The sequence below is a fragment of the Amycolatopsis sp. VS8301801F10 genome, from assembly GCF_046195355.1.
GTDB lineage: Bacteria > Actinomycetota > Actinomycetes > Mycobacteriales > Pseudonocardiaceae > Amycolatopsis.
The window spans coordinates 5,457,637-5,484,407 of record NZ_CP176065.1 but is presented as its reverse complement, the minus strand read 5'-3'; the positions used below and the strand labels follow the sequence as shown (position 1 = coordinate 5,484,407).

Annotated in this window: 23 protein-coding genes and 1 pseudogene; 8 read left to right on the top strand and 16 right to left on the bottom strand. The window is 72.2% G+C overall.

Annotated features, from left to right (window positions below; genetic code table 11):
• Nucleotides 1–349 precede the first annotated feature (349 nt).
• Complete coding sequence (locus F9C11_RS25910) at nucleotides 350–766, top strand: STAS domain-containing protein (RefSeq protein WP_409179951.1); 417 nt, start codon at nucleotides 350–352, stop codon at nucleotides 764–766.
• Nucleotides 767–938: 172 nt separating this feature from the next.
• Here F9C11_RS25910 and F9C11_RS25905 read toward each other — a convergent pair whose 3' ends face one another.
• Nucleotides 939–1,484, bottom strand: coding sequence for a bifunctional nuclease family protein (locus F9C11_RS25905; RefSeq protein ID WP_409179950.1), 546 nt, complete (start codon nucleotides 1,482–1,484; stop codon nucleotides 939–941).
• Nucleotides 1,485–1,701: 217 nt separating this feature from the next.
• On the opposite strand from F9C11_RS25905, the gene F9C11_RS25900 reads away from it, so the two are divergent.
• The 3 genes from F9C11_RS25900 to F9C11_RS25890 all read left to right on the top strand — a co-directional run bounded on the left by F9C11_RS25900 (nucleotide 1,702) and on the right by F9C11_RS25890 (nucleotide 3,451).
• The gene (locus F9C11_RS25900; protein ID WP_409179949.1) at nucleotides 1,702–2,154 is read left to right on the top strand and encodes an ATP-binding protein; all 453 of its coding nucleotides are present in this window, start codon (nucleotides 1,702–1,704) and stop codon (nucleotides 2,152–2,154) included.
• Nucleotides 2,151–2,936, top strand: a complete 786-nt coding sequence (locus F9C11_RS25895; protein WP_409179948.1) for a SigB/SigF/SigG family RNA polymerase sigma factor — start codon at nucleotides 2,151–2,153, stop codon at nucleotides 2,934–2,936. Before F9C11_RS25900 ends, F9C11_RS25895 begins: the two co-directional genes overlap by 4 nt.
• A 101-nt stretch (nucleotides 2,937–3,037) precedes the next feature.
• A complete protein-coding gene (locus tag F9C11_RS25890; RefSeq protein WP_409179947.1) occupies nucleotides 3,038–3,451 on the top strand; it encodes a VOC family protein in 414 nt (137 codons plus the stop codon).
• Between the two features lie 407 nt (nucleotides 3,452–3,858).
• Here F9C11_RS25890 and F9C11_RS25885 read toward each other — a convergent pair whose 3' ends face one another.
• The gene (locus F9C11_RS25885; RefSeq protein WP_409179946.1) at nucleotides 3,859–5,409 is read right to left on the bottom strand and encodes a protease pro-enzyme activation domain-containing protein; all 1,551 of its coding nucleotides are present in this window, start codon (nucleotides 5,407–5,409) and stop codon (nucleotides 3,859–3,861) included.
• 138 nt (nucleotides 5,410–5,547) lie between these two features.
• On the opposite strand from F9C11_RS25885, the gene F9C11_RS25880 reads away from it, so the two are divergent.
• Nucleotides 5,548–6,738 (top strand): SGNH/GDSL hydrolase family protein, encoded by a 1,191-nt coding sequence (locus F9C11_RS25880; RefSeq protein ID WP_409179945.1) that lies wholly within the window; start codon nucleotides 5,548–5,550, stop codon nucleotides 6,736–6,738.
• Here F9C11_RS25880 and F9C11_RS25875 read toward each other — a convergent pair.
• The 3 genes from F9C11_RS25875 to F9C11_RS25865 form a co-directional block, all read right to left on the bottom strand.
• Entirely contained in the window at nucleotides 6,725–8,023 is a 1,299-nt protein-coding gene (locus F9C11_RS25875) for an MFS transporter (protein ID WP_409179944.1), read from the bottom strand. The genes F9C11_RS25880 and F9C11_RS25875 overlap by 14 nt on opposite strands.
• Nucleotides 8,024–8,217: 194 nt before the next feature.
• Nucleotides 8,218–9,087: an LLM class flavin-dependent oxidoreductase gene (locus tag F9C11_RS25870; protein WP_409179943.1), complete on the bottom strand. Its 870-nt coding sequence runs from the start codon at nucleotides 9,085–9,087 to the stop codon at nucleotides 8,218–8,220.
• Between the two features lie 14 nt (nucleotides 9,088–9,101).
• Nucleotides 9,102–9,998 (bottom strand): alpha/beta hydrolase family protein, encoded by an 897-nt coding sequence (locus F9C11_RS25865; RefSeq protein ID WP_409179942.1) that lies wholly within the window; start codon nucleotides 9,996–9,998, stop codon nucleotides 9,102–9,104.
• 146 nt (nucleotides 9,999–10,144) lie between these two features.
• Here F9C11_RS25865 and F9C11_RS25860 point away from each other — a divergent pair, with 146 nt between their 5' ends.
• On the top strand, nucleotides 10,145–10,720 hold the full coding sequence (locus F9C11_RS25860; protein WP_409179941.1) for a TetR/AcrR family transcriptional regulator: 576 nt from the start codon (nucleotides 10,145–10,147) through the stop codon (nucleotides 10,718–10,720).
• Nucleotides 10,721–10,732: 12 nt separating this feature from the next.
• On the opposite strand, the gene ligD is transcribed toward F9C11_RS25860, so the two are convergent.
• Nucleotides 10,733–11,722, bottom strand: coding sequence for a non-homologous end-joining DNA ligase (gene ligD, locus F9C11_RS25855; protein ID WP_409179940.1), 990 nt, complete (start codon nucleotides 11,720–11,722; stop codon nucleotides 10,733–10,735).
• Between the two features lie 89 nt (nucleotides 11,723–11,811).
• Between ligD and F9C11_RS25850 the strand changes: the two genes are divergently transcribed.
• Complete coding sequence (locus F9C11_RS25850; protein ID WP_409179939.1) at nucleotides 11,812–12,153, top strand: MmcQ/YjbR family DNA-binding protein; 342 nt, start codon at nucleotides 11,812–11,814, stop codon at nucleotides 12,151–12,153.
• Nucleotides 12,154–12,477: 324 nt separating this feature from the next.
• Here F9C11_RS25850 and F9C11_RS25845 read toward each other — a convergent pair whose 3' ends face one another.
• The 10 genes and pseudogenes from F9C11_RS25845 to F9C11_RS25800 all read right to left on the bottom strand — a co-directional run bounded on the left by F9C11_RS25845 (nucleotide 12,478) and on the right by F9C11_RS25800 (nucleotide 22,905).
• Nucleotides 12,478–13,062, bottom strand: coding sequence for a YbaB/EbfC family nucleoid-associated protein (locus F9C11_RS25845; RefSeq protein ID WP_409179938.1), 585 nt, complete (start codon nucleotides 13,060–13,062; stop codon nucleotides 12,478–12,480).
• A 323-nt stretch (nucleotides 13,063–13,385) separates the two neighbouring features.
• Nucleotides 13,386–13,685 (bottom strand): annotated as a pseudogene (locus F9C11_RS25840) (type VII secretion target); the annotation flags it as partial.
• A 7-nt stretch (nucleotides 13,686–13,692) separates the two neighbouring features.
• Nucleotides 13,693–15,759, bottom strand: a complete 2,067-nt coding sequence (locus tag F9C11_RS25835; protein WP_409179937.1) for a WXG100 family type VII secretion target — start codon at nucleotides 15,757–15,759, stop codon at nucleotides 13,693–13,695.
• Nucleotides 15,760–15,770: 11 nt separating this feature from the next.
• A complete protein-coding gene (locus tag F9C11_RS25830; RefSeq protein WP_409179936.1) occupies nucleotides 15,771–16,205 on the bottom strand; it encodes a hypothetical protein in 435 nt (144 codons plus the stop codon).
• Between the two features lie 48 nt (nucleotides 16,206–16,253).
• Nucleotides 16,254–17,105 (bottom strand): ESX secretion-associated protein EspG, encoded by an 852-nt coding sequence (locus F9C11_RS25825; protein WP_409179935.1) that lies wholly within the window; start codon nucleotides 17,103–17,105, stop codon nucleotides 16,254–16,256.
• A gap of 333 nt (nucleotides 17,106–17,438) precedes the next feature.
• Nucleotides 17,439–18,125 carry a flavin reductase family protein gene (locus F9C11_RS25820; RefSeq protein WP_409179934.1) on the bottom strand — a complete coding sequence of 229 codons (687 nt, stop codon included), beginning with the start codon at nucleotides 18,123–18,125 and terminating at the stop codon, nucleotides 17,439–17,441.
• 347 nt (nucleotides 18,126–18,472) lie between these two features.
• Nucleotides 18,473–19,288, bottom strand: a complete 816-nt coding sequence (locus F9C11_RS25815; RefSeq protein WP_409179933.1) for an FAD binding domain-containing protein — start codon at nucleotides 19,286–19,288, stop codon at nucleotides 18,473–18,475.
• Nucleotides 19,285–19,752, bottom strand: coding sequence for a (2Fe-2S)-binding protein (locus F9C11_RS25810; RefSeq protein WP_409179932.1), 468 nt, complete (start codon nucleotides 19,750–19,752; stop codon nucleotides 19,285–19,287). Before F9C11_RS25810 ends, F9C11_RS25815 begins: the two co-directional genes overlap by 4 nt.
• Nucleotide 19,753: 1 nt before the next feature.
• Complete coding sequence (locus F9C11_RS25805) at nucleotides 19,754–22,006, bottom strand: xanthine dehydrogenase family protein molybdopterin-binding subunit (protein ID WP_409179931.1); 2,253 nt, start codon at nucleotides 22,004–22,006, stop codon at nucleotides 19,754–19,756.
• A gap of 134 nt (nucleotides 22,007–22,140) precedes the next feature.
• Nucleotides 22,141–22,905, bottom strand: coding sequence for a sulfite exporter TauE/SafE family protein (locus F9C11_RS25800; protein WP_409179930.1), 765 nt, complete (start codon nucleotides 22,903–22,905; stop codon nucleotides 22,141–22,143).
• A 186-nt stretch (nucleotides 22,906–23,091) separates the two neighbouring features.
• Between F9C11_RS25800 and F9C11_RS25795 the strand changes: the two genes are divergently transcribed.
• Entirely contained in the window at nucleotides 23,092–26,181 is a 3,090-nt protein-coding gene (locus F9C11_RS25795; protein WP_409179929.1) for a discoidin domain-containing protein, read from the top strand.
• Nucleotides 26,182–26,771 lie beyond the last annotated feature (590 nt).

Genomic DNA, 26,771 nt, shown 5'->3' with positions numbered 1-26,771 from the left:
CCTCACCCACGCCCAAGAAAAACCTCACCCAGCCACCGCAGCACCCCAACCTCCGCCGCCCGTCAGCAAAGAACTCCCCGCCCCAGCCGGATTCCCTTCCCCACCACCGTTTTCCGCGCACTCCGCCGCGCCCTCCCCCCGGGTTGCCTGATCATTCAACAACCCTCGGCCCCGTCCGGAAATCCGGTCCTCCCCCATCGGCGGCTTCCCAGCGCGGCGGAGGAGAGCTACGGTGGAGGGCGGTTGAGCCTCCAGCCACCGTGATCCGTCCCGCGCGCCGGGATGCCCGGTGCCCGGCCGGTCCGGCATTCCGCCGCAGCCCTGTGCGCGGCCCACAGAGAGTCCCGTGATGATCGCCGCGCACATTGCCCGCCAGACCGCACTGCCGTCGCCGGACCCGGCGGGGATGCTCCGCCTGCGCGTCCGCCATCCCGCCCCGGGGACCGCCCTCGTCGAGGTCGCCGGGGAAATCGACCTGGCCACCGCGCCGCGGCTGGCGGAGGTCGTCGAGGCGCGGCTGCGCAGCACCGTCGGACTGGTCATCGTCGACCTGCGCCGCACGACCTTCCTCGGCGTCGCGGGCCTGCGCGTCCTGATCCGGCTGAAACTGCTGGCCGCCGGAGCGGACAAGGATTTCTACGTCGACCCGGGCGCCGCGCCCACGGTCCGGCGGCTGTTCTCGCTGTTCCCCCTGGACTGCGTCCGCGCCGGAGCCGCCGAGGGGCTCACCGAGATCCCGCTGCCCCGGCCCGCCGAGAAGGCCTGACCGTCCACTCAGGACACACCGGGCGAACGGACCGGGCGGCGGTTCGCCGACGCGGGTCTCCTCCCGGTCGGCAAGACCACGACGGCGGAGTCCGGCGCGTGCCGTTCGCCGAAAGCGAGGCATCTCGCGCGACCCGCGGGGATCACCGCCGGAACAGGGCGAAGCAGCACGCTCAGGCGTCCGGGTCGCGGAAGTCCTCCGGGCTCACGTCGTCCAGCAGGTCCCGGAAGCGGCGGATCTCGTCCTCGGCCGCCTCGGCCGGTTCTTCCAGGTCGGCGGCCGCGTCGAGCGCCGCGCCGAGGGCGGTTTCGTCGCCCGCCGCCACCGTCACGTCCACCGCCGCCTCGTCGAGCACCGCCTCCGCGACTTCCAGCGGAGCGTGGGTCCGCAGGCCGATCGCGAGCGCGTCGCTCGGGCGCGCCGAGACCCGCACGCCGCCGGACAGGACGAGGTCCGCGTGGAAGATGCTGTCCAGCAACTGGGTGATCTCGACCCGTTCCACGCGCTGGCCCAGCGCCGCCAGCACCTCGATGATCAGCTCCACCGTCCCGGGCCGCGCCGAGACGACGTGCTCCTGCGCGGCGGCCAGCTCCTGCGCTTCCGGCGCGCCGATGGTGATGGCGAGCCACCGGCGCGAGCCGGATTCCTCGCGCAGCAGCACGACCGGCGCCGACTCCTGCGCCACCACGGCCAGCCCCTGCACTCGCACCTGCACCATGGGGTCACCCCGCTTCCCGAAAGGTTCTCCCTGCTGACTACCCAACCCCCGGCGGTTTGTCACGCGAAATCGCCGCCCGCGTGCCGCCGGATTCCGGGCCGGCGGCCCCGAGCGGGCCCGGCGAACCGGGACCGCCCCGGCCGAAACGTGCCGCGGCGCACACTCCGGGATCGCGGCGGCACGTGTCGATCGGGCCCCGTCTGGGTATGCGGGAGCCATGAACGACGAGGGACCCGGCAGCCGCGCCAGCGGCGGCATGCCAGCCGTGGACCGTTTGCTCGACGAGGTGATCGAGCTGCGGCTTCCGGCGGAGACCTACCAGATCCCGCTTGTCCGCATGCTCGCGCAGGCAGTCGCCGCGCGGGCCGACTACGGGCTGGACGCGATCGCCGACGCCAAGATGGCCGTCGACGAGGCGTGCGCCCAGGTGGTTTCGACCGCCGCCCCCGGGGCGGCGATGACCTGCCAGTTCACCGTTTCCCCCGAGGGGATCCGGTTCACCGTCAAGACCCGGACCCGCCATCCCGAGCCGCCGAGCGAGCGCAGTTTCGGCTGGCACGTCCTGACCACGCTGGCGGCGAACGTGTCGGCGCGCAGCGTGCCCGACCCCGCCGAAGACGGCTACGCGCTGACTCTCGACCTCGACTTGCACCGGGAGGGGAGCGGGTGAACCAGCAGCCCGTCACCCGCCACCGCGACGAATACGCGCACACCGCGCCGCTGTTCGAGGAGCTGGCCGCGCTGCCCGCCGACGACGAGCGGCGGCCGCGGCTGCGGGAACGGCTCGTCACCGAATTCCTGCCGGTCGCCGAGCACATCGCCACGCGGTTCACCGGCCGCGGCGAACCCCGCGAGGACCTCGTCCAGGTCGCCCGGATCGGGCTGATCAACGCGATCGACCGGTTCACCCCCGACCGCGGCCCGGACTTCCTGTCCTTCGCCGTGCCGACGATCATGGGCGAGATCCGCCGGTACTTCCGCGACACCGGCTGGTCGGTCCGCGTGCCGCGGCGGCTCAAGGAACTGCACCTCGCGCTCAGCCGCGGCTCGGCGACCCTGTCGCAGACGCTCGGCCGCGCGCCGACGCCCACCGAACTCGCCGAGCACCTCGGCCTCGAGCTTTCCGAGGTGCACGAGGGGCTGGTCGCGGGCCACGCGTACCAGACGCTGTCGGTGGACAAGCCGGTGCACGACGACGCCGAACCGCTGCTGCTCGCCGACACGCTCGGCAGCGACGACCCGGAACTCGAGCACATCGAGAACCACGAGGCCCTGCAGCCGCTGCTGCGCGAATTGCCCAAGCGGGAGCGCGCGATCCTGGTGATGCGGTTCTTCGGCGGTCTCACCCAGACCCAGATCGCCGAGCAGGTCGGGATCTCCCAGATGCACGTGTCCCGGCTGCTGTCGCAGACGCTGGAGCAGCTGCGCGACAAGCTCACCGGCGACCCGTAAGGATGCCCGCGACGGGGGTCGCCCGACCGGGCGCGGGCCCGTTTGCCGCACCCCCTCAGAGCTGCGACGATGCGAGTCCGTCCAGCACTGAGGAGGGCCCGATGGCTTCGAAGCTCAACCCGTATCTCAGCTTCGCGGGCAACGCGCGCGAGGCGATGGAGTACTACCACGAACTGTTCGGCGGGAACCTCGCGCTGAACACCTACGGGGAGGCCGGCGCACCCGCGGAAGCCGGCAACGCGGACAACGTCATGCACGCGACGCTGGAGGGCGACCACGGGTTCACGCTCATGGCCTCCGACGTGCCGCCCGGCGTGGAGCACAAGCCGGGCACGAACATCTCGGTCAGCCTCAGCGGCGACGACGGCGACCTGCTGCGCCGCTGCTGGGAAAAGCTGTCCGACGGCGGAACCGTGACGGTCCCGCTGGCAAAGCAGATGTGGGGCGACGAATTCGGCGCCTGCACCGACCGGTTCGGCATCTCCTGGATGGTGAACATCGGCCAGGCAGGCTGAACCGGCCGTCAGCGGTCCGCCTCCGCCGCGAAGGTCCCGACCGGAGCCGGCTGGCCCAGGCCGCCCGGCTCCATCGGGACCGACTGCCGCAGCGAGACGCTCGCACCCCCGCCGTTGTCGACTGAACCCGCCGGCCTCGGCGGGTGCCGCACCGGCGTAACGGACCGCCTACCCGGTCCTCGGCGTGCCGCCGGTGCCGGACTCGTCGTATCGGCGGCATGCCCGATGAAGGCCCGAGCGACCGCGCGGAGATCCGTGCCGAGCTGCGGGCACACTCCGCGAAGACCAGGTCGACCTCCGAGAGGAGATGCGGCAGGGCTTCGCCTCGGCGAACGCCTCGCTCGGCTGGATCATCGAACTCCTCGACCGCGACAGCCAGTAGCGGCCGACGCTTCCCGACTGTCCACTCAGGACGCTTCACCGCCCAGAACTTTCCGCAGCGCCGCCCCGTCCGGAACCCCCAGCCCGGTGCACGCGTCCCATCCCGCCGCCGCCGAGTACGCGCCGTTGCTACCTTCGGTGATGTCGCGGAATCCCGGCTGCGCCTTGCCCGCGCCGGCCCCCGCGTACAGCTTGCTGTGCACCAGCCCGAATCCGCGTCCGGCCGGCTGCGCCAGCCTCGCCAGCAACGCCGCCCACAGCGGCGAGACCGCGCTCGTTCCGCCGACGACGATCTGCTGTCCGTCGACCAGCACCTGGTACCCCGTCGCCGGGTCCGCGTTCCCCGCCACGTCCGGGACGCCGCGTCCAGGCTTTCCGTCCCCGGCCCGGGCGGGCACTCCGGCGGACTGCTGGTAGTCCGGCACCGGGAAAGCGTCGCTCACGCCGCCGCCGGTCGAGCCGCCGCCGGAGGTGTTCCAGACGGTCTCGGAGTTCACTGTGGACGGTGGGGTGCCGTCGAGCCTGGTGCCGCCGCAGGCCAGTGCGTGCGGGCTCGACGCGGGGAAATCGACGTGCTGGGCGCCGTCGGTCTGCCCGTCGGCGCTGCCGTTGTCGCCGGACGCGCAGCACACCGTCACGCCGAGCGCCGCGGCGTCGGCGAACGCCTGGTCCATCGCGCTGCGGGCCTGCGGCGTCCACTGGTCCTCCGACTGGCCCCAGCTGATGCTGACCGCGACCGGCGTCGGCGTCGCGTGCACCGCGGTGCTCACCGCGTCCAGGAAACCCTGGTCGGTGTTCGGCGCGAAGTACACGACTTGCGCGGCTCCGGGCGCGAGCGCGCCGATCACCTCGATGTCGAGCAGCACTTCCCCGTCGGCCGAATTCGGGTCGCCGGTCGGCGCGTTCTTGCCGCCGTCCACTCCGACGGCGGTCACTTTCGGTTCGGCGAGCTTCAAGCCGGCGAAGTAGTTCTTGAGGTCCTCCGGCTTGTACCCGCCGCCGAGTTCGATCACCGCGACGGTCTGCCCGCTGCCGTCGGTGTCGGCCGGGAACCCGTACAGCTGCCCGACCTGGTTGGGCGGATAACCCTGGCCGGCCGCTTCCTCGTGCATCCGGAACAGGGCCCGCGCCTGCGGCCGTTCGTCGAGGCCGAGCACGGCGACCACGACGTCGCCGAGCGAGGCGGGCACTTCCAGTTCCCCGCTGCGCGCGGCGAATTCGCCGGTCTCGCCGTGGCGGACCCGGTTCAGTTCGGTCTTGAACGCGGCCGTCATCGCCCGCGCCGGGCCCCGGACCGAGACGCGGCGCGATCCCGCGTGCACGTCGGTGACGGTGAGCCCGGCGTCGGTGAGCACGGTGCGCACCAGGTCGAGGTCGTCGGCGGCGGCCCCGTAGCGATCGGCGAACTCCTCCGGGGCGAGCGGCTCGCCCAAGGCGGCCACATCCAGTTCGGCGCGCCGGCGCAGCACGACGGTCGCGGTGACGGTGGCGTCCGCGTCGAGCGGGCCGAGCACCTCGGCCTCGGCGAGCGCGGGACGCAGGCTTCCGGATAGCGATACCCACTGTGATTCTGTCATCACTCTATGGTGAACCCCTTCCGGCGGGTCCACCACCGTCGCATCCCCCGTCCGGCGGCAGAATCTGTCCGGTTTTCTGTCGACCCGATGACCGGGACCGCGGATGCCGTGCCGCTTCGACGCGCGCACAGTGTCTCCATGAAACGGATCCTGACTCTGGGCACGGCCGCCGTGCTCACGCTGGGCGCGGTCACCGCGTCCGGCAGCGCCGAGGGCGACCTGGCCGCGCACGGCTGGGTCGGCACGTGGGAGGCGGCGCCCGCGGCCGCGGTGGCGAACACGCCGCAGGGGTATCCGAACTACTCGATCCGCAACGTCGTGCACACCAGCGCGGGCGGAAACCAGGCCAGGGTAAGGCTTTCCAACACCTTCGGCACCGCGCCGCTCGCCTTCGGCCACGTGACGCTCGCCGTCGCCGCCGACGGACCGCGCGCGGCAAGCGGCACGATGCGCACGCTGACCTTCGGCGGACAGTCCACTGTGGTCGTTCCGCCCGGCGCCGAGGTGCTGAGCGACCCGGCGTGGCTGCGGGTTCCGGCCGACGCCGACCTCCTGGTGACCACCTACGTGCCGACGCCGTCCGGCCCGGTCACCTACCATCCGCTCGCCCAGCAGACGTCGTTCTTCACTCGCGCCGGGGACTTCGCGGGCGAGGAATCCGGCGCGTCGTTCACCGAGCAAACCGCGGTGTGGCACTACGTCAGCGAAGTCGACGTACGCGGCCCCGCGCGCGGCACCGTCGTGACGCTCGGCGATTCGATCACCGACGGCGCGCGCTCCACGCCGGGCGCGAACCGCCGCTGGCCGGACCGGCTCAGCGACCGGCTGCACGGACGGCTCGGCGTGCTCAACGCCGGGATCAGCGGCAACCGGCTGCTGCTCGACGGCGTCACCTCCGGCCGCAACGCGCTCGCCCGGCTCGCCGACGACGTGCTGACCAGCGGCGACGTCCGCACCCTGATCGTGCTCGAAGGCATCAACGACATCCAGCAGAACCCGCACCAGACCGACCCGGCGATGCTCGTCTCCGCGCTGCGGCAGATCGTCGCGCAGGCCAAGGCGCGGGGCATCCGCGTCATCGGCGGCACGCTGACGCCGTTCAAGGGCTGGAAGGTCTACGACCCGACGCTGGAGAAGACCCGCCAGGCGGTGAACGCGTTCATCCGGACCAGCGGGGTCTACGACGGCGTCGTCGACTTCGACGCCGCCCTCCGCGATCCGGCCGATCCGCTCGCGATGCTTCCCGCCTACGACTCCGGCGACCACCTGCACCCGAACGACGCCGGATACCAGCGGATGGCCGACGCGGTGCCGCTCACTCTGCTATGACCGGCACCAGCGGCTTGCGCGGGAACGTCAGCACGGCAAGGAGACTGAGCACGCCGACGCCCACCATGTAGAGCGACACCGACAACGACGTCCCGGTCGAACTCTGCAGCGACGCCGCGATCAGCGGGGCGAACCCGCCGCCCAGCACCGCGCCCACGGCGTAGGCGAACGACGAACCGCTGTAGCGGAACCGGGATTCGAACAGCTCCGAGAACAGCGCCGACTGCGGGCCGTACGTCGCGCCGAGACCGATGTTGAGCACCACCACCGCGACGATCAGCAGCCACGGCTGAGCGGTGTCCACGAGCAGGAAGAACGGGATCGACCAGACGACCAGCAGCACGGAACCCGCCAGGTAGACCGGTTTCCGCCCGACCGAGTCCGACCAGATCGCCGCCGCGACGATGCTCGCCAGCCACACCACGCTGCCGACGATCACCACGACCAGCATCGTCGTGCTGGACAGCTTCAGCACCGCGGTGCCGTACGACAGCAGGTAGGCGAAGAAGATGTAGCCCAGCGCCGTGTTCGCGATGAAGCTGACCGCCGCCGCGAGCACCTGCTTCGGCCGCGCGCGCAGCACCTCCACGATCGGCAGCTTGCTGCGCGCGCCGGTGCTGCGCAGCTTCGCGAAGACCGGGCTTTCCTCCACGCGCAGCCGGATCACCAGGCCGACCCCCACCAGCACGAGGCTGACCAGGAACGGGATCCGCCAGCCCCACGACCGGAAATCCTCCGCCGGCAGCGAGCTGTTCACCAGGAAGAACACCAGCTGCGCCAGGATCAGCCCGGCCGGGACGCCGATCTGCGAGAAGGAGCCGTACCGGCCGCGTTTGCCCTCCGGCGCGTGCTCGACCGCCATCAGCGCCGCGCCGCCCCATTCGCCGCCGGCCGAAATCCCTTGCAGCACGCGGAGAACGACGAGCAGCACCGGGGCGATCACCCCGGCCTGGTGGTAGGTCGGCAACGCGCCGACGCCCGCGGTCGCGAGGCCCATCAGCACCAGCGAGGCGACCAGCATGGCCTTGCGCCCCACGCGGTCGCCGAAGTGGCCCCAGACGATCCCGCCCAGCGGCCGCGCGACGAACCCGACCCCGAGCGTCGCGAACGCGGCGAGCGTGCCGGACGCCGGGGACAGCGACGGGAAGAAGAGCTTGTTGAATACCAACGCGGTTGCGGTGCTGTAGGCGAAATAATCATACCATTCGATGGTCGTGCCGATCGCGCTGGCGAGCGCCACCCGCCGCACGCGCCCCGCCGGGTTCGCTTCCTGCTCAAGCACCACTGCCGAGCCCCCTTCTCGTTCAGGCGCGTCATCTTGGCACGGCGGATCCCCTCCGGTCGACCACCGGAAGGCGGGGGCTTCGCACCTGAAGCGGCTCGCGCCCGGCGATTTCCGCGGGGACGTCGCCTGGCCGGACGCGGAGCTGCTGAAGAACGTCGCGAAGATCGGCGAACGCCGCCCGCCGAAGAAAGCGCCTACCCGGCCTTGGCGATCAGCTCGTCCGCGACCCACTGCGCGGCCCCGGCCGGATACGGCGCGGGCAGCCCGAGCACGACGTGCGCGAATCCGGCTTCGAGCGCCTCGCCGATCGCGGTCCGGGTGAGAGCGGGCCGGTCGTAGGACACCGGCAGGTAAATCGAACGCGTGATCTCCGCCGGGTCGCGGCCGATTTCCGCGCAGTACCCGTCCAGCATCGCGCTGCGCTCGACGACGTCCGCGATGTCCCCGCCCGGGATGTTCCAGACGTCGGCGTGCTCGGCGACCACGCGCAGCGTCGCGCGGGCCCGGCCGCCGAGGACGAACGGCGGATGCGGACGCTGCACCGGCTTCGGATTGCCGAACGCGCCGGTGAGCTGGACGTGCTCGCCCGCGAAATCGAACGGCTGGTCCTCGGTCCACACCTTCCGGATCACCGTGCACGCTTCGGCGAACCGGCCCACCGCGTCCGTGGTCTCCAGGAAAGGCAGGCCGTGCGCTTCGTACTCCCGGCGAGCCAGCGGGTGACTCGGCCGGGAGCCGACGCCGAGCCCGAAGTCGAGCCGTCCGCCGGACACGATATCGACGGTCGCGGCGATCTTCGCCAGCATCGCCGGCGGCCGGAACCGGTTGCTGGTGACCAAAAGCCCGAGCCGGAGCCGGTCGGTTTGCGCGGCGAGGGCGGAAAGCAGCGTCCAGCCCTCGAAAATCGGCCCGTCCTGCTCTCCCGCGATCGGCAGGAGATGGTCGAACAGCCAGGCGTGCTCGATGGCCGGGATCGCGTCCGCCTCGTGCCAGACCTGACGCAGCGAGGCGTAACTGGTGTGCATCGGCGCGGTCATGATGCCGAACCGAGGTTTCGTGGTCATCGCGGGAAGTCCTTTCACTCGTGCGATTCGACGCGGCCAAGCGGGCTGTCGAAGCTCCCCGTCCAGCTGTCGTCGCCGGGAATGAGCGCGCTGCGGAGATACGCCGTGGTCAGCCGCTGCTGCAAGGCGACCCGTTCGGGGCTTTCGTCGGTGGTTTCCGTGACCCCGTAGCCGGTGATGCCGCCGAGCGAGTGCTCCGCGCCGAAGAGCGTGAGCAGGCTCTTCTCCCCCGGGCTGCGCCGGTACGCGTCGGTGAACCAGTCCGGGCCGCGCACCGACAGCATCGAATCGTCCCGGTCCCCCGCGACGAACAGCGCAGGCGCCTTCAATCCGGAGAAATCCGGGCTCATGAACGGGAAATGCTCGGCAGCGAACGGCGACAGGTCCGCGCCGCCGGTACCGGCGAGGGCGAACAGAACACCGACGGAGACCCGCGGATCGGACAGGTCCTCGCCCACGCTGCCGTCCGCCTCGACGACGCGCGCGCCCAGCAGCATGCTCGCCGACTGCGCGCCCCAGGAATGGCCGGCGACGGCGATCCGGCTGTGGTCAACCCGGCCGCTCAGCCCGGGCAGCGCCGCTTCGACGGTGTCGAGTTGGTCGAGAACGTACCGGAGGTCTTCGACCCGCAACCGCCAGATGTTCGGCGTGCGCGGGTCTTCCGCGGGCAGCGCGCGGGTGCGCGAATCGAGGTGAGTCGGTTGCACGACAACGAATCCGTGCGCGGCCCAGTAGTCGGCAAGCGGGGCGTAGCCGTCGAGGGACGAGCTGAATCCGTGCGAGAACACGAGCACCGGCAGGTCCGCTCCGGCGGCTGGGGCGGACACGCGGACCAGCAGGTCCTCGCCGCGGCCCGGCGCGTCGAGCCGCACCGGCTTCACCGAGACGATCGCAGGGAGTACTGCGGACATGGGAAATACCTTCTTTCGCCGTCCGGGCGCGCGGAGGTGGTGGCCGGCGGCCCGGTCTGGCATCATGAGCAAACGGAACGTTGCTCCGGTAACTATACGGAACGTTGTTCCGCTTGTCTACCGGCGGCACGCGGAGGGAGTGGCACGTGGCTGAGAACGCGGGGGCCCGCACGAAGCGGGCGGACGCCCGGCGCAACGAGAAAACCCTGCTCGACGCGGCGGCGGCGGTCTTCGTCGCGTCCGGGGTGGACGCGCCGGTGCGCGACATCGCGGCCAGGGCGGGCGTCGGCGTGGGCACGATATACCGGCACTTCCCCACCCGGGCGGACCTGATCATCGCGGTGTACCGGCACCAGGTGGAAGCGTGCGCCGACGCGGGCCCGAAACTGCTGGCGGACAACGACTCCCCGCACGCCGCGCTCGCGCAGTGGATCGACCTGTTCGTCGACTTCCTCGTCACGAAGCACGGCCTGGCCGGGATCATGCAGTCCGACCACAGCGGCTTCGAGGCACTGCACGCGTACTTCCTCGAGCGGCTGGTCCCGGTGTGCTCGCAGCTGCTCGACGCCGCGGCCGAGGCCGGGGAAATCCACACCGACCTGGAGGCCATCCACCTGATGCGCGGCGTCGGGAACCTGTGCATCGGCGCGGAAGCCGACGACAGCTACGACGCGCGCCGGCTGGCCCGGCTGCTGATCACCGGCCTGCGGACGGCGGACTGAACCGGGGAGCCGCTACCGTTCCGGGACCTCGACCTCGTCCGGACGCCGTTCCGGGCGCAACCCCCGCCAAGCCGTATGCCGCAGCCGCCCGTCCCCCGGGGTGAGGCGGCGGTACACCACCTCGCCGACCACCTCCGGGTTCAGCCAGTGCGCGCCGCGCGCCCGGTCCCGCGGCACCTGGTCGGCGAACGGGCTTGTCTTGCGCTCCAACGGAACCAGCTGCGCCTGCAGGTCCTTGAGCATCGCGTCGGTGAAGCCGGTGCCGACGTCGCCCAGGTACCGCAACTCCCCCGACTCCGGGTCGTGCGCGCCGAGCAGCAGCGCGCCGATCGTGCCCTCGCGGCGGCCCTGGCCCGCGCGCCAGCCGCCGAGGACCACCTCGGTCGTCTGCACCAGCGGGTGCTTGAGCCACTCCGGGCTGCGCCGTCCCGGGTGGTACCGCGACCGGCGGGCCTTCACCATCAAGCCTTCGAGCATCATCTTCCGCGCGACGTCCAGCAGCCCGGCCGGGGTCATGCCGTCGTCGGCGAGGTCGCGGTGCAGGTACCAGGGCGTGATCGCGACCAGCTGCCGGTCCGGCGGCTCGATCTCGGCGAGCAGCCCGCGGCGTTCCTCGTACGGCGCGTCGAGCAGGCTTTTCCCGTCCAGGCTCAGCAGGTCGAAGGCGAAGTACGCGACCGCTTTCCACGTGCGGTTCTGCAGGAGACCGAAGTCGGGACGGCCGTGCTCGTCGAGGGCGACGATCTCGCCGTCGAGCACCGCCGGACGGCCGCCCAGCGCGTCGCCGAGCGCGCCGGCCAGCTGCGGGAACCTGGCGGTGAAGTCGTTGTCGTTGCGGCTGGTCAGCAGGGTGCTCCCGTCCGGCGCGACGCGCATCGTCGCCCGGTAGCCGTCCCATTTGAACTCGTAGGCGTACGCCGGGTCGTCGCGCAGCCTGCCGCCGTCGGACGACGCCAGCATCGGCTCGATCGCGGGCGGCATGCCGCGGACCACTTCGGACATTCGGGCACCTCCGCGCACCACCGTAAGCCGAACCCGCCGGATCCGCCGCCGTAAGATGGCCGCGTCCACGATCGAGGGGGCCAGGACCGGTGCCGAGCAAGGATTTCGAACGGATCATCCGCAAGCTGCGCGAGGTCGAACGCGGCAGCGGCCGCGACTACACGTCCTTCAGCGTGCGCGGCAAGCGCTTCGGCTACCACTGGCCGCGCACTGACACGGTCGGGCTGAAGCAGACCATCGCGGAACAGCAGGCGCTCGTCGCGGAACGGCCGGACGTTTTCGAAGAGCAGTTCACGTCCGGCGGCTTCGGCTGGGTCGTGGTGCGGCTGAGCGGCGTCGAGGCCGACGAACTGGCCGAACTCGTGTACGAGGCGTGGCGGCTTTCGGCCCCGGAGGACCTGGCGGCCGAGGTTCCGCTGCCGCAGCTCTGAGGATCCGGCATCCCGCCCGGCCGCGCGTGCGCCGCGACCAAGGAGCTGCACGCCTCGTGCAGCCCTGCCTACGCCGTCCCGGCGGAGTGGGGCCAGGCTTTGGCCCGCGGAGCGATACCGGCGCTGCACCATTTCGCCGACCGCGACCAGGTTCCGTGAGCAGGAGTCCACATCGGACCGATCCTCACGCCCGGGCCCGAGTCCACATCCGACTGTCCACAAACGACAGTGCGGCGAGCGGACAACAAGCCCTTGTTGGCGTTCCTGCATTTGCCGCTCGGGCGGGCCGGGCCCGGCCGGGAAAGCCGGGGCGCACCACAAAAGTCACCAGGGATTGTTGTCCTGCTCGTCCGGATCGATCCCGCCCGGACGACGACCCTGCGGCGGAGAAGCGGGCCCGCCGGACGCGGGCGGCGTCGCGGGCGGACGCGGCGCACCCCCCGCGGGAGGCGGCGACGCGGGCGGCTCCGGTTCCGCTTCCGCGCTGTCCTGCTGGTCGGCCGGGTCCGGATCGGGGTCCGGGAAGCGGGTGCGGAGCGAATCGAGCAGGACGGCGCGGGTGTCCGGGTCCTCGTCGCCGAGGCTGCGGCCCATCACCTCGGCCACGCGGTCGGTGATGCCCGACTGCGCCTTCCGCATGGTCTCCAGCACCATCCGGGCGAGCTCCTCCGGCGGGATGGTGCGCGTGCGGGAGCTGAACACCAGGTCCGACACGACGCCGTCGGCCCCGACAGTGACCTTGACCGTCCCGTCCGGGCTCGTCGCGGTCAGCCGCAGCCGCTCGGTTTCCTGCTGGGCCGCCGCGTAGCGCTCCGCCTTGCGGGCGAACCCGGCCGCCCATTCGTCCATTCGCCGGATTGCGTCGTCGGGGTCCCTGATCAGGTCGCCCAGCCCACCCGCGCTGGTCATGCTTTTCGTTCTCCTCGAATCCCGTCGCCCGCGCCGCTGCGGGCGGGTCCTGTCCTCGCCGCGACCGGCACCGTCATTCCCTCGACGGTACCCGCCCGCCGCTGGGCCGCCGCGAGGGCGGCTCCTCGCTACGTCGCGTCCGGCGAAACAGCCCGTTCCTTGGCCTGCAACGGCTGCGCGCTGTCGTACCGGGCCTCCGCGGGCGCCGCGTCCCGGGCGAACGGCAGGTTCTGCCCGGCCGGGGCCTGCACCCCGCCGACCCGGAACCGCTCCTTCAGCTCCGCGTTCCGCTCCTCGCTGAGCGGCCCTTCGGTCGCCGCCTTCTTGAACGGCTTCGACTGTCCCTCGTCGCCCTCCTGATAGGACTTCGCGGCGGTCCGCACGTTGTCCGCGGTCGCCTGGACGCCCTCGACCGCCCCGCTGATCGCTTCCTTCGCCTTCTCGCCGGTCGGGTTGATGATCGGCGGGAGGAAGGCGCACAGCAGCCCGTACGCGTCGTCGGACATCGCGTAGTCCGCCGCCTGCGCGGCGGTGTTCAGCCGGTCCACCAGGCCGTCCAGGTGGCTCGCGTGCGCCACCAGGTCGTCGGGTTCTACGCGGAACCCCTGCGCGCCGCCGCTCATCGCCGCCTCACTTCCAGTCCTTGTTCTTCCAGTCGCCGATCACCGGCGGTGCGACGACCTCGTCCGGCGCGAAGAACGACGGATCGTCCGCCTCGACGAAGCTCGCGACCTTGTGTTCCTTGTCCTCCGGGCCCTTGCCGCCCTTGCCGCCGCCCATCGCGCCCATGCCGGGAGCGCCCGCGGCGCCCTTCGCACCGGCTCCGCCCGCGCCCGAGCCGCGCCCGGCCACGCCTTCCTCGGCCGGGCCGGAGCCGCCCGCGCCGCTGAACGCGCCTCCGCCGCCGGAGCCCGGGCCGCCCTTGCCGCCGCCGAGACCGCCCGCGCCGCCGCCGCCGAGCCTGCTGCTGATGCTCTCGCCGTTGACGCCGCCGAGCTTGCCGATGCCGCCGAGCTTCTCCCCGCTCGGGCCGGTGCCGCCGCCCGGGAACAGCGGTTTGCCGTCCGGGCCGATCTTGCCGGGGGCGAACGGCTTCGGCTCGAACGGCTTGAGCCCGCCGGGACCCTCGGGGATCGAAGGTTTGAACGGCTGCGGCTTGTACGGCGTCGGCTTGTACGGGTCGCCGTCCTTGCCGGTCGGGATGGGCGGGATCGACGGCGGGGTGAAGTTCGGACCGCCGCCGCCGGGGTTGCCGCCGCCGGGGATCGGCGGGAGGTTCGGGGGCGTGAAGTTCGTGCCGCCCGGGTTGCCGCCGCCCGGGATGGGCGGGAGGTTCGGCGGGGCGAAGCCCTGCGCCTTCGTCGAACCCGGGTCGTTCGAGCCCGGGATCGACGGGAACGAGCCGCCGGGACCGCCGCCGCCCGGACCTCCGCCGCCAGGGCCGCCGCCCGGACCGCCTTCCGGGATCTTCAGCGACGCCGGGTCGAACTTGCGGTCGGGGTGCTGCCCGCCGGGGCCGCCGGTGCCGCCGCCCGGTCCGCCGCCGCTCCCGCCGGACCCGCCCAGCGGCTTGCCGTCCGGCCCGATCAGCTGGCCGTCCGGGCCGACCGTGGTCCCGGGCGGGCCGACCGGCCGGCCGTCGGGACCCAGCGGGCGCCCGTCCGGCCCGATCAGCTGGCCGTTCGGGCCGACCGTGGTCCCGGGCGGGCCGATCGGCTGGCCGTCGGGGCCGATCGGGCGGCCGTCCGGGCCGACCCGCAGCCCGCCCGGAGCGCCCGCGCCGCCGCCGCCCAGCGGCGTGCCCTTGACCGCCGCCTCGTACTGGGCCGTGGGCAGCTTCGGCGGCTCGGCGAACCGCGGCGTCGCCACCGCGCCGCCGATCGTCTGGTCGTACCGCGTCATGATCTGCGCGGCCTGCTCCCGGGCGGCCTGCTGGTCGTTGTAGGTCTTCATGGCCGAGGAGTAGGCCACGACGTACGCGGCCGGATCCTTGATCGTCATCAGGACCCGGTTCGCGTCCTGCGCCGAGAACTCCACCGGCGGGTTGGCCTGCATCGCCTTCTGCGTCTCGTTGAGCGCCTGCGAGTGGATCTCCTGCTGGCGCCCGGTGAGCGTCGCGCCCTGCGCGGTGGCGCCGAGCCATTTGCCGACGTTGGCCAGGTGCACGCGCGCCGCGTCGCCGCCGGCGCCCTTCCAGTCCGAGGTGCTCGCGTTGATCGCGTCGCCGAGGTTCTTCTGGTGCGTCGCCAGCTCGTTGCCGATGCGCACCCACTCCTCCGACGACTCGGCCACCGCGGCCGGGTCCGCCTCCGAGGTGATCGCCTCGACCATCTGCGGATGCGTCGCGTTCTTCCAGTCGGTGTGCGGGGCCGCTCCCGGGTCGCGCATCTCCAGGTCCTTGCCCAGCTGCTTCCTCGACTCGTCGAGGTTGCGCTCGTACATCTTCTGGATCAGCTGGTCGCGCAGCTTGCCCTGGACGTTCGGGAACAGCCAGCCGTTGAACATGGCGTCGATCTTCGCCGTCGCGTCCTCGCGCAGCTGGTCGCCCGAGGCCACGTCGTCCGGGCGCACCGGCCCGATGTAGTACTTCGACGACGGGTCCAGCGTCGGGTTGTAGAGGTCCTTGTTGCGCGGGTCGTAGTCCGTCGAGCTGGGATCGGAGACGGACTCGGCGGTCGGCGGTTTCTTCTCGGCCACTGGTCTCCCCTTCAGCCCTGGTCCTGGGCGGTGCGGTGGATGCGCTCGAAGGTCTCGGCCGAGCTGTGCTCCCGCTCCTTGTAGTTCTTCTTCGCGAGCTTGATCGCCTCGACGTAGGTCGGGAACTCGTCGCGCGCCGCCTGCAGCTGGGTGAGCAGGCCCTTCGCGTCGCGCGCGGTCTCGGCCATGTGCCTGCTGACGAACTGCCCGGCCGGGCTCTTCGACATCGCCGGGGCCACGCCGACCTTCTCCAGCGCGTTCCAGCGCGCCTGCAGGGCGTCGACCACGCCTTCGAGCGCGGCGATCATCTTGTCGCCGGTGCTGTCGTCCACCGCGAACGACCCGCGCTCGGCCAGCGTCTTCAGCTGGCGCGCGGGCAGCAGGGCTCTCGTGGCCGTCACCGGGGCCATCCGGTCCTGCGTCGCCGTCGCTGCGTCGTCGGTCATCGGGAACTCGTTCTCCTCGTGAACTGTCGCCGCCAAAAGGGAAATTGCTCAGTAAACCTCGGAAACCGCCTGCTGCACGGCCCGGACGAGGTCGCGGTGCCCGGCGGGCAGGTATTCCGCGGTCAGGTCCCCGGCCTCGCTGACGGAGGACGTGATCAGGTAGCGGCCGTCGGCGGTGTCGAGCCAGCCGACCGGGGTTCCGGCGCGCCGCTCGCCGTGGCGGCCCCAGCCGCTCGCGACGATGTGCCCGCCGCCGAGCCGCGGCTGCGCCAGCACGCGTTCGAGCACCTCGACCCCGCCGGGGGCGGCGCGGGAGACGCGCGGGTCCGGGCGGCGCGGCTGCACGCGCCCGCTGACCTCGATCATCCCGAACGCGTCGGTCTCTTCCTCGTCCTCGGCCGCCTCGGCGCGCCGGCGCGCGGTCATCGCGGACACCTCGCGCTCGGCGGCCTGGCGGATCGTGTGCGCGCCGGTGCTGGCCGGGCGAGCGCGGGGCAGCACCCCGGCGATCACCTCGACGAGTTCCTCGTCGTCGAACAGCGAGAACAGCAGTTCGTCGGTCTTCGCGTCCTGGGTGATCCCGAGCGCCTGCCTGCCGTCGCTGAGCGCGACCACGGCGATGTCCGCGCCGAGTCCGTCGATCCCGCTGACCGCGACCGACACCCGCGGCTTCGCGAGCAGTGCGAAAGCCGTGCGCACGTACGGGCTCAGCTCGTCCCCGGCCGAGAGCCGGCGCTCCTCGATCGCGTCGTTCACGACCTTGGCGACGCGCACGTACCGGTCCGGTTCCGCGGGCACGGCTCCGATCCGCAGCGGGAACTGGCGGATGTTCCCGCCGGTCGCCTCCCCGATCACCAAAGCTTCGACGACGTCGAGAACGAACTCGAACCTGTCCGCCATCCCGAGGGCTTCCTTCCCACAGCCGGGCCGGGCACGGCCGCCGCGGCGCCGTCTCGGACGCCGAATTGCGTTGCCGTGCCGGGGATTCGCAATGGGGAAAGACTATCAGTCCGGCAGGGCCCGGTGATCACCGCGGGGACCGCTGCCCCAATGTACCGAGGGCCGTGTCCGAAGAGACATGACCTGCGGTTTCGCCGCGCGCGCCGCTTGACGCCCGGCCCCGGGGCGGCGGAAATTCCCCGGTGCGAGAAACCCGGGCCCGGTTTTACCGAGTTGTTCTCCTGTCCTTCGCCGTGCTTTCGCCGGTTCGTTGCTCCACAGTGGACTGCGCGCTCAGGAGACGGCGCGCGCCCGTTCGATGTCCGGTGAGCGGTACATCCGCTCCGGGATGCGCGCGAGCGTCGATTCGTGCACCTGCGGCCCGAGCCCGTACAGCTTCTGGAAGCTCATGATCAGCGGCCGCCAGGCGTCCGGGTCGATGTGGTCGTCGGTGCCCGGCACCCGGATGTCGTCGTGCACGAACACCCGCTGCACGCGCACTTCCAGCCCGACGATGCCGCCGCGCTGCGCCTCGTCGTCCTCGGCGAACGGGTGCACCGATTCCAGCACCGCCTCCATCGCGACCGGGCACTCCGCGACCCGCGGCGGCGCGACCGTCTCGGACGGCACCGGCGTGAGCCCGGCCCGGCCGAACTTGTCCGCGACGTGGAAGTAGCCGCGTTTCTCCTTGCCCGGCGGAACCGGATCGGACCCGGTGGTCAGCGCCAGCCGGTCGACCGCGGCGGCCATCGCCGAGGACGGCAGGTTCAGCACGCATTCGCGCGTGCGCAGGAGGTTCTGCGCGGTCTTCGAGCGCGCGCCGAGGCCGAGCATGGCGCGCCAGCCGAGCCAGAAGGCCGACGACATCGGGGCCAGGTTCGCCGAACCGTCCTCATTGGACGTGGAGAGCAGCACCACCGGGGTGCCGAAGTAGAGAATGCCGGGCTCGATCGCCGTGTGCGCGGGAAAAGTCGTGTTCACACCGCCCAGTCTGGCCACCGGAACGGGGGCGTCGCTGGCGGAAATCGGCCATCGCTTTCAAAGCCGTTCGGGGAACCCTGGGGGACGCAGATTCCCTCAGAGGGTGTTGCGGAACCTGGGTGTTCTGGCTGTGCCCAGTCGAGAAGAGTGGTGTCTGTGGAGTTGACGTATCCGCAGCCGGGAAACGCCCGCCGGATCCCGGTCAGGATCCGGCGGGCTCCGGGCCGGGTCCTGCGCCGACGCGGACGCACCCGCTAGACGCACACCCGGCCCGATGATCACCACAGCACGCCGGCCACCACAGCCGACACCGAGGCGATCCCCGGGTTCCCCTCGCCGACGGCCGGTCAGGCGATGCCCGCGGCGGCCAGCGCGCGGCCGGTGAGCACGCGGGCCAGGTGCTGCCGGTACTCGGCCGTGGCGTGCGGTTCGTCCGGCGGCGAAGTGCCCTCCGCGGCCAGTTTCGCCGCTTCCGCCGCGGTGGCGCCGTCGGCCAGCGCGCGTTCGGTGGCCGACGCCCGCAGCGGAGTCCCGCCCATGTTGACCAGGCCGACCGAACGCCCGGCGACCGCGACGCCGACGATCGCCCAGTCGATGGCCCGGCGGGTGAACTTCTCGAATCCCCAGCCCAGCCCGGCCTGGCTGGGCAGCCGGATCTCGGTGAGCAGTTCGTCCGGCTCGAGCGGCGTGGTGAACGGGCCGAGGAAGAACTCCGCGGCCGGGATCCGCCGCTCCCCCGACGGGCCGCGCGCGACGAGCGTGCCGTCCGCCGCGAGCACCGCCGCGGGAAGGTCGGCCGCGGAGTCCGCGTGCACCAGCGAACCGCCGATCGTGCCGCGATGGCGGACCTGCGGGTCGCCGACCGAACCGGCCACGTGCGCGATCAGCGGCGCGTGCTCGGCGAGCACCGGGTCGTGCTGGAGGTCGTGGTAGCGGGACAGCGCCCCGATCACCACCTCGTCGCCCTCGGTCCGGACGAACTTCAGCTCCCGCAGCGGAGCGATGTCCACCACGACCTCCGGCGCGGCGAACCGGAGTTTCATCAGCGGCAGCAGGGAATGCCCGCCCGCGAGCAGTTTCGCGTCCTCGCCGTGCTCGGCGAGCAACGCGAGTGCTTCGTCCACAGTGGACGCGCGCCGGTAGGCGAAGCCGGCCGGGATCACTGCGCCACCTCCTGTCCGGACGCGTCGATGACCGCGCTGACGATGTTGTGGTAGCCGGTGCAGCGGCAGAGGTTGCCCTCCAGCGCCGCGCGGGCCTCGTCGCGGGTCGGCTTCGGGTTTTCCTTCAGCAGCGACACCGTCGCCATCATCATGCCGGGCGTGCAGAACCCGCACTGCAGGCCGTGCTGCTCGCGGAACGCGCGCTGCACCGGGTGCAGGCCCTCGTCCCCGGCCAGACCCTCCACAGTGGTCACTTCGTGCCCGTCCGCCTGCGCGGCCAGCACCGTGCAGGATTTCACCGATTCGCCGTCGAGCAGCACCGTGCACGCCCCGCAGGACGTGGTGTCGCAGCCGATGTTCGTGCCGGTGAGGCCCGCGGTGTCCCGCAGGTAGTGCACGAGCAGGGTGCGGTCGGGCACCTCGTGCGCCACCGTCTTCCCGTTCACCTCGATCGAGACCCGCACGTCAGTTCGCCTTCCTAGCGTCGTTCAGGGCCGTCCACACCCGCAGCGGGGTGGCCGGCATGTCCAGGTGCCGCACGCCGAGGTGGGCGAGCGCGTCGACCACCGCGTTGTGCACCGCGGGCGTCGACCCGATGGTCGCCGCCTCGCCGATCCCCTTGACCCCCAGCAGGTTCCGGGTCGTCGGCGTCTCCATGTCCACCAGTTCGAAATCGGGCAGCTCGGGCGCGGTGACGAACGAGTAGTCGGCCAGCGTCGCGGTGGTCGGGTTGCCGTCCGCGTCGTAGCTCATCACCTCGAGCAGCGCCTGCGCGATGCCCTGGCCGAGCCCGCCGTGCCGCTGGCCGCGGAAGGTCAGCGGGTTCACGATCGGGCCCGCGTCGTCGAGCGCGACCAGCCGGCGCACCTCGACCTTGCCGGTTTCCGTGTCCACCTCGACCACCGCGAGGTGCGCGCCGAACGGGAACGTCGGAGCTCCGTCGCCGAACCAGACGTCGGCGGTGAACCCGTCCGCCTCGGCGGCGACCCGGGCCCAGTCGAGCGTCGTGCTGGACGGCGCGCCCCGGACCTGCCAGACGCCGCGTGCGGTGTCCAGCTCCAGGTCGTCCGGCGCGGCTTCGAGCAGGTCCGCCGCGACCTGCCGGGCCTGCGCCACGACCTCCTCGGCCGCCTGCCGGATCGCCGAACCGCCGAGCTGCAGCGACCGCGAGCCGAAGGTGCCGATCGCGCGCGGGACCTCGTCGGTGTCGCCGTGCCGCACGGCGATCTTGTCCATCGGCACGCCCAGCTGGTCCGACAGCAGCATCGCCAGCGACGTCCCGAGCCCCTGCCCGTGCGGGGAACTGCCGGTCCACGCGGTGACCGACCCGTCCGGGTGCACATCGACCCGGCCGCTCTCGCCCGCCGCGTCGCCGCCGGTGATCTCCACGTAGGACGCGATGCCGAGCCCCAGCGCGACCGGGTCCCCGGCGTCGCGGCGCTTCCGCTGTTCTTCGCGCAGCCGCGCGTATCCCGCCGCGTCGAGCACCTTGTCGAGCGCCGCGGCGTACTCGCCGGTGTCGTAGGAGCCGCCGGTCGGGGTCTGGTAAGGGAATTCCTCGGGACGGATGAAGTTGACCCGCCGGACGTCGGCCGGGTCCATCCCGATTTCCGCGGCGAACAGGTCGATCGCGCGCTCGACCGCGGCCGTCGCTTCCGGACGGCCCGCGCCGCGGTAAGCCGCGATCGGCGTGGTCGTGGTGACCACGCCGCGGCTGCGGGTCTGGACCACCGGGAACCGGTAGACGCCCGGGGCCATCATCTCGGTGAGCGTCGGCAGGAACAGCGCCCGCGGGTACGCGCCGGTGTCCTGAAGGACGTCGAGCCGGTACGCCAGCACGGTTCCGTCGCGCTTGCCGCCGATGGTCACGGTGTTGCGCTGCGCGCGGCCGTGCGTCATCGAGGTGAGGTTCTCGCTGCGCGACTCGGTCCACCGCACCGCGCGACCGGCCCGTTTCGAGGCCCAGGCGAGCAGGACCGCCTCCGGGTCCGCGCCGATCTTCGCGCCGAACCCGCCGCCGACGTCCGGGGCGATCACCCGCACCAGCTCCTCGCCGATGCCGAGCCCGCCGGCCACGACGGAGCGGCCGATCTGCGCGTTCTGCGTGGAAAGCCACAGCGTGACCCGCCCGTCCTCGCCCCACGCGACGGACGCGCCGCGCGGCTCGACCGGAGCCGGGGCCACGCGCTGGTTGAGGATTTCCTCGGTGACGACGACCTCGCAGCCCTCGAACACGGAGTCGTCGAACTCCTCCGGGCCGTGGGCGTGGACCACGTTGGTGCCGTGGTCGGGGAACACCAGCGTCTCGTCGGCGAGCGCGGTGTCGAAGTCCGCGACCGCGTCGAGCGGGTCGTAGTCCACGTCGACCAGCTCGGCCGCGTCGGCGAGCTGGTACCGCTCCTCGGCGAGCACCAGCGCGACCGGCTCGCCGACGTACCGCACGACGTCGCGGGCCAGGAACGGCTCGGCCACGGGCCCGGCCTTGCCCGGCTCGAGATCGAGATCGGCCGCGGTGTACACCCCGACCACGCCCGGCGCGGTGCGTGCTTCCTCCACGTCGATGCCGACGATCCGCGCGTGCGCGATCGGGCTGCGCACGAAAACCGCGTGCACGGCGCCGGCCAGCGCTTCTTCCTTGAGGTCGTCGACGTACGTTCCGCCCGCGGTGATCAGCTTCTCGTCTTCGACGCGCACCACCCGGGTGCCGACAATGCTCATCTGTCCTCCTGCTCGGGTACCCCGCCGACTATGCCCGCATCGGGCGCCCCGCGTCAGCCCGAATCGGTGTGCCACGCCGAAACTGCCGCGCCGAGAAGATCCCGGAGGCGCGGCGGGAGAGGAACCGGCCCGCTTCAGCCCGAGTAAGCCTGCCACCCCAAAACCGCCGCCAGTGCCAGCCCGCCCAGGCCGATCGCGATGCGCAGCGGCGTCGCCGGCAGGAAGCGCACCAGCACCGAACCCAGCCACGAGCCCGCCACCGAGCCGAGGCAGACCGCGATCGCCGCGGGCCAATAGACCTTTCCGGTGAAGGCGAACACCAGCGCGGCGATCAGGTTCGCGGTGCCGGTCGCGATGTTCTTCGCCGCGTTCGTGCGGGCCAGCGACTGGCTCCACGCCGTCGTCAGCAGCGCGAGCATCAGCACCCCGGCGGCCGCCCCGAAGTACCCGCCGTAGACCCCCACCAGGAAGGCCGCGATCCCGGTGAGAGGGCCGATCCCGCGGTGTTCCCGGTGAGCGGCCATCCGCCGCAGCCGCGGGCCGGTCATCAGCACGACCGACGCGCCGCCGATCAGCCACGGCACCACGACGGTGAACGCGTCCGCCGAACTGACCAGCAGCACCAGCCCGCCGCACGCCCCGCCCGCCGTGGTGATCAGGCACAACGGCAGCAGGCGGCGGCCTTGGCCCTTCAGTTCCGGGCGCGCGCCGGCCGCCGACCCGGCCGTCGTTCCCAGCATCGCGACGGTGTTGGTGACGTTCGCGGTCACCGGCGGCAGCCCGGCGGCGAGCAGCGCCGGATACGACACCAGCGAGGCGAGGCCCGCGGTCGCGCCGGTCAGCCCGGCCCCGACCCCGGCCAGGACGAGCAGCAGGAATCCGCCGGGGCCAGTGATCACGTTGTCATCTCAACACGCCGCTCCCGGCCTCCCCGAGCCGGGCCGACCGCTCACAGGCAGAACGTATAGGTCGTTATACGACATTGTCCGGAACCGGACGGGATCGGCCCGGAGGGTTGCCCGGTCGCGCGGCGGCCGCCGAGAATCCGCGCTGACAAGGTTGTCAGCGATCCGGGAGGACGCGGGATGGACGGGTTCACCCGGCGGCAGGCGCTCGGTCTCGCGGGCGCCGGGGCCGCGCTCGTCCTGACCTCCGGAACAGCCCGCGCCGCGTCCCGGTCCGCTCCGGACCCCGTCGCCGCGACCTACCTGCGAGTCCTCCTCCGGCACACCCGCTGGGCCGAGCAGCAGTTCGACAAGGCCGCCGGGAGCTATCCCGCCCGCGATTTCGCCTTCGCCGTCGTCCTCGGCAACGCCGTCCTGCTGACCCGCGACGGCTACGACGCCGCCGTCGCCGGAGTCGACCGCGAAACCCTCCGCGCGCACACTCTCGCCACCATCAAGCACTTCGCCGCCTCCAACCGGCTCGCCGGCGGCGCCGAATGGGGCCGGAAACTGGTCTTCGACACCACTTTCCAGTCCTATTTCCAGCTCGCCGCGCGTCTCTTGTGGACAGAGCTGGACGCCGCGACGCAACGGAACGTCGAGCACATCGCCACCGAACAGGCCGCCTACACCACCAGCCTCGGCACCGGCGACGACCCGGCTTCCGGCGACTGGACGCCGAACGGCCTGCGCGGCGGCTACGCCGGCGACACGAAGCTCGAGGAGATGGGCGTCTACGCGCAGTCGCTCGCCCCCGCGCTCGCCTGGGCCGCGAACGACCCGCGTGCCCCGGAATGGCGAGCGGCTTTCGGTTCGTGGAGCCGCAACGAAGGCGGCCTGCCCGCGGCGGACCTGGCGAATCCCCGGCTCGTCGACGGAAAACCCATCAGCGGCAACACCGCGGCCAACCTCTACGACACGTTCCTCGTCGAGAACCACGGTTCGTTCGGGCCGCACTACCAGGAAGAACTCTGGCGCACGTCCGGCCGCAACGCGATGCATTTCCTCGCCGCCGGCGTCCCGCTGCCCGAGGTGCTCACCGCGCAGCCGAACGGCGAACTGCTGTGGCGCACCATGCTCCTGATGACCAGCGACGCGGGCGAACCGCTGATGCCGATGGTCGCCGACCGCGAGCACCTCTACGGCCGGGACGTCCTCCCGCTCGCCTTCCGCGCCCAAGTGCTCGGCGACCGCCACGCCGCCTGCGCGGAGGCCGAGCTCGCCGCGCGGCTCGAGCCGTACCAGGCGTACCCGCCGGTCGACCGGATCACGAAGTTCTCCGGCGAACCGAAGTACGAACCGGAAGCCCGCGCCGAACTGGCCATCAGCTATCTGCTGCACGAATGGCGCGCCGAGCACGGAGGCCCGGTCAGCGCGGCGCGCAAGGAAGAATTCGACGCCCACGCCGCTCGCGCCGCCGACTTCGGGACCGGGCCGGGCCTGCTGGCGCACCGCTCCCCCGCCGCGTGGGCCGCGACCGTCAGCAAGCCCGGGTTCGTGAAATTCGCTTGGCAGCCCCACCACGACGACTGGCTGTTCGTCCTCGGCGGAGCCAACCCGATGCTGCTGCCCGCCGCGAACCTCGCCGTGCGCGAACGGCACGCCACGACGTACCACCAGGTCCGCGACGGCTTCGAGGGCACCGTCGGCGTCCTGCGGTTCGACACCGGATACGCCGCGCTCGCCACCCTTCCGACTGGCGCCGCGGTTTACGCCAGCAGCGGCGTCGCGCCGGACGAAGGGGTCCTCAACGTCTACAACCTGGCTATGCCAGGCGTTCCCGGCCTCGACGGCGACCGCACCTACACCGCCGCCGAAGGATCGGTGACGCTTCCGGCGCAATCCGGCCCGGCCGGCGCCCGCACTGACGACTTGCGCTTTTCTCCGGTGACCGCGCGGTATGTGCGAATGCTTGGCGTACAGCCGGATCCGCAGTACGGCTACTCGCTCTGGTCCTTCGAAGTCCACGACGGCGACGGCCCCGACCTCGCCCTGGCGGGATCCGCGTCCGCGTCGTCGGCCACGCCGGGCAAGGAGGCGAAGTACGCCACGGACGGCAATCCCGCCACGCGCTGGGCAGTGTCCACATCGGACCGAACGCGCGCGGACAGCTGGCTGGCCGTCGACCTCGGCACCTCCCGGAAGTTCGACCGGGTCCGCCTGAGCTGGGAAGCCGCCGCCGGGCGGAAGTACCGGATCGAAACCTCCCCGGACGGCGGCACCTGGACGTCCGTCGCGACCTACCCGGCGCCCGCGCTGCGCAGCACCGGCGGCTGGCTGGACGTCGACGGCCGAGCCGGAATCGTGGTCACCAGCCCGAATCCGCTCACCGTCGCGAACGACCACGTCACTCTCTCCGCCGGACCGCCCGCGCCGCTGCTGGCCGAGCTGTACCCCGGCCGCGTGGATCTCCCGGAACTGGCTGGGCGTGCTCGCGCCGCCGCTGCCGGGATCCACGTGAGCGGCACAGACGATTTCCTAGTGCTGGCAAATCTTTCCGACCGCGCGGCGACCGGAACCGCTTCGCTGCCCCAGGATCGCACCGCCCTGCTGCTGTACCGCGGCACGCAGGAGGTCACCGCGTCCGGCAGCTCGTTCAGCTACGCACTGGCCGCCGCCGAAGGCCGGATCGAACCGCCCCGCTTCACCGTGCGCGGCAGGTCCGGAAGCGCGGTGCCGCCCGGTCTGACCGCCGTAGTGCACGACGCCAGCCGGGTCGACCTGACCGCACCGCCCGGAATCCTCCCGGCAGTGCTGACCGTGACCCCGACCGGCGGCCGTCCGCGCACCGTCACGCTGCCTCCGCGCCGCACCGTGCCCGTGGTCTTCGCCGAAATCCGGCCGTATCCGCTGAACGACCGCGCGCTCGGAGCCGTGACCTTCCCAGCCGAACCCCTGCCGCCCGGGATGACCAGCCCGGACGCCGCCGTCGACGACAACCCGGCGACAGCGTGGCAGCCCGGCCCCAGCGGCCGGATGGTGATCGACCTCGGCGCACCGCGGCAGATCGCGACCGCCGAACTCGCGTGGACGGCGGGACGGGTGCCCGCCACAGCCGTCGAGACCAGCACCGACGGCGTCGCCTACGCCGAAGTCGGCCGCCCCGACCGGAAGCGCACCACCGCCATCGCCCTCCCCAAACCAGTCCGCTACCTAGCCCTCCGCACACTGGACTGGCAGCCGGGCGACGCCGCCCTCGTTCGGTTCTCCGCCCTCACGCCGCCGAACTAGCCGACCAGTCTTCGAACGGCAACGCACCGCCCCCGGCACCCTCCCCAATCCAACCCTCGACTGCCAGCCCGACGACACCCGCCTCGCCCGCTTCCCCGCTCTCACACCGCCGAACTAGCCGCCCAGTCCTCGAACGACAACGCACCGCCCCCCGGCACCCTCCCCAACCCAACCCTCGACTGGCAGCCCGACGGCAGCAGCCTCGCACGGTTCTCCACCCTCACACCGCCGAACTAGCCGACCAGCCGACCAGCCGGAAACACACCGCCACCGTCGCCCTCCCCACGCCAGCCCGCACCAACGACGCGCCCTCGGCGGACGGCAGGCTCCTCGAAGGTCATCCCCGCCACCAGGACTTCGGCGAGCGTGGGCGCGTCGCCGCTACCAGGCCCTCCGCACCCTCGACGAGCGACCCGGCGACGACAGCCTCACCCGGCTCTCCGCCCCTGCGGCGCCCAATTAACCGACCAGCCGCCCCAACCGGAAACGCACCGCCGCCATCGCCCTCCCCAAACCAGCCCGCTGCCTAGGCCTCCGCACCCCGCACTGGCGGCCCGGCCACCCCAGCCTCGCCCGGTTCCCCACCATCG

Excerpts from the sequence above, each read along its gene's own strand:
- F9C11_RS25910 (WP_409179951.1), top strand. The coding sequence starts at position 350 with ATGATCGCCGCGCACATTGCCCGCCAGACCGCACTGCCGTCGCCGGAC.
- F9C11_RS25905 (WP_409179950.1), bottom strand. The coding sequence starts at position 1,484 with ATGGTGCAGGTGCGAGTGCAGGGGCTGGCCGTGGTGGCGCAGGAGTCG.
- F9C11_RS25900 (WP_409179949.1), top strand. The coding sequence starts at position 1,702 with ATGAACGACGAGGGACCCGGCAGCCGCGCCAGCGGCGGCATGCCAGCC.
- F9C11_RS25890 (WP_409179947.1), top strand. The coding sequence starts at position 3,038 with ATGGCTTCGAAGCTCAACCCGTATCTCAGCTTCGCGGGCAACGCGCGC.
- F9C11_RS25885 (WP_409179946.1), bottom strand. The coding sequence starts at position 5,409 with ATGACAGAATCACAGTGGGTATCGCTATCCGGAAGCCTGCGTCCCGCG.
- F9C11_RS25880 (WP_409179945.1), top strand. The coding sequence starts at position 5,548 with ATGAAACGGATCCTGACTCTGGGCACGGCCGCCGTGCTCACGCTGGGC.
- F9C11_RS25870 (WP_409179943.1), bottom strand. The coding sequence starts at position 9,087 with ATGACCACGAAACCTCGGTTCGGCATCATGACCGCGCCGATGCACACC.
- F9C11_RS25865 (WP_409179942.1), bottom strand. The coding sequence starts at position 9,998 with ATGTCCGCAGTACTCCCTGCGATCGTCTCGGTGAAGCCGGTGCGGCTC.
- ligD (WP_409179940.1), bottom strand. The coding sequence starts at position 11,722 with ATGTCCGAAGTGGTCCGCGGCATGCCGCCCGCGATCGAGCCGATGCTG.
- F9C11_RS25845 (WP_409179938.1), bottom strand. The coding sequence starts at position 13,062 with ATGACCAGCGCGGGTGGGCTGGGCGACCTGATCAGGGACCCCGACGAC.
- F9C11_RS25830 (WP_409179936.1), bottom strand. The coding sequence starts at position 16,205 with ATGACCGACGACGCAGCGACGGCGACGCAGGACCGGATGGCCCCGGTG.
- F9C11_RS25825 (WP_409179935.1), bottom strand. The coding sequence starts at position 17,105 with ATGGCGGACAGGTTCGAGTTCGTTCTCGACGTCGTCGAAGCTTTGGTG.
- F9C11_RS25805 (WP_409179931.1), bottom strand. The coding sequence starts at position 22,006 with ATGAGCATTGTCGGCACCCGGGTGGTGCGCGTCGAAGACGAGAAGCTG.
- F9C11_RS25795 (WP_409179929.1), top strand. The coding sequence starts at position 23,092 with ATGGACGGGTTCACCCGGCGGCAGGCGCTCGGTCTCGCGGGCGCCGGG.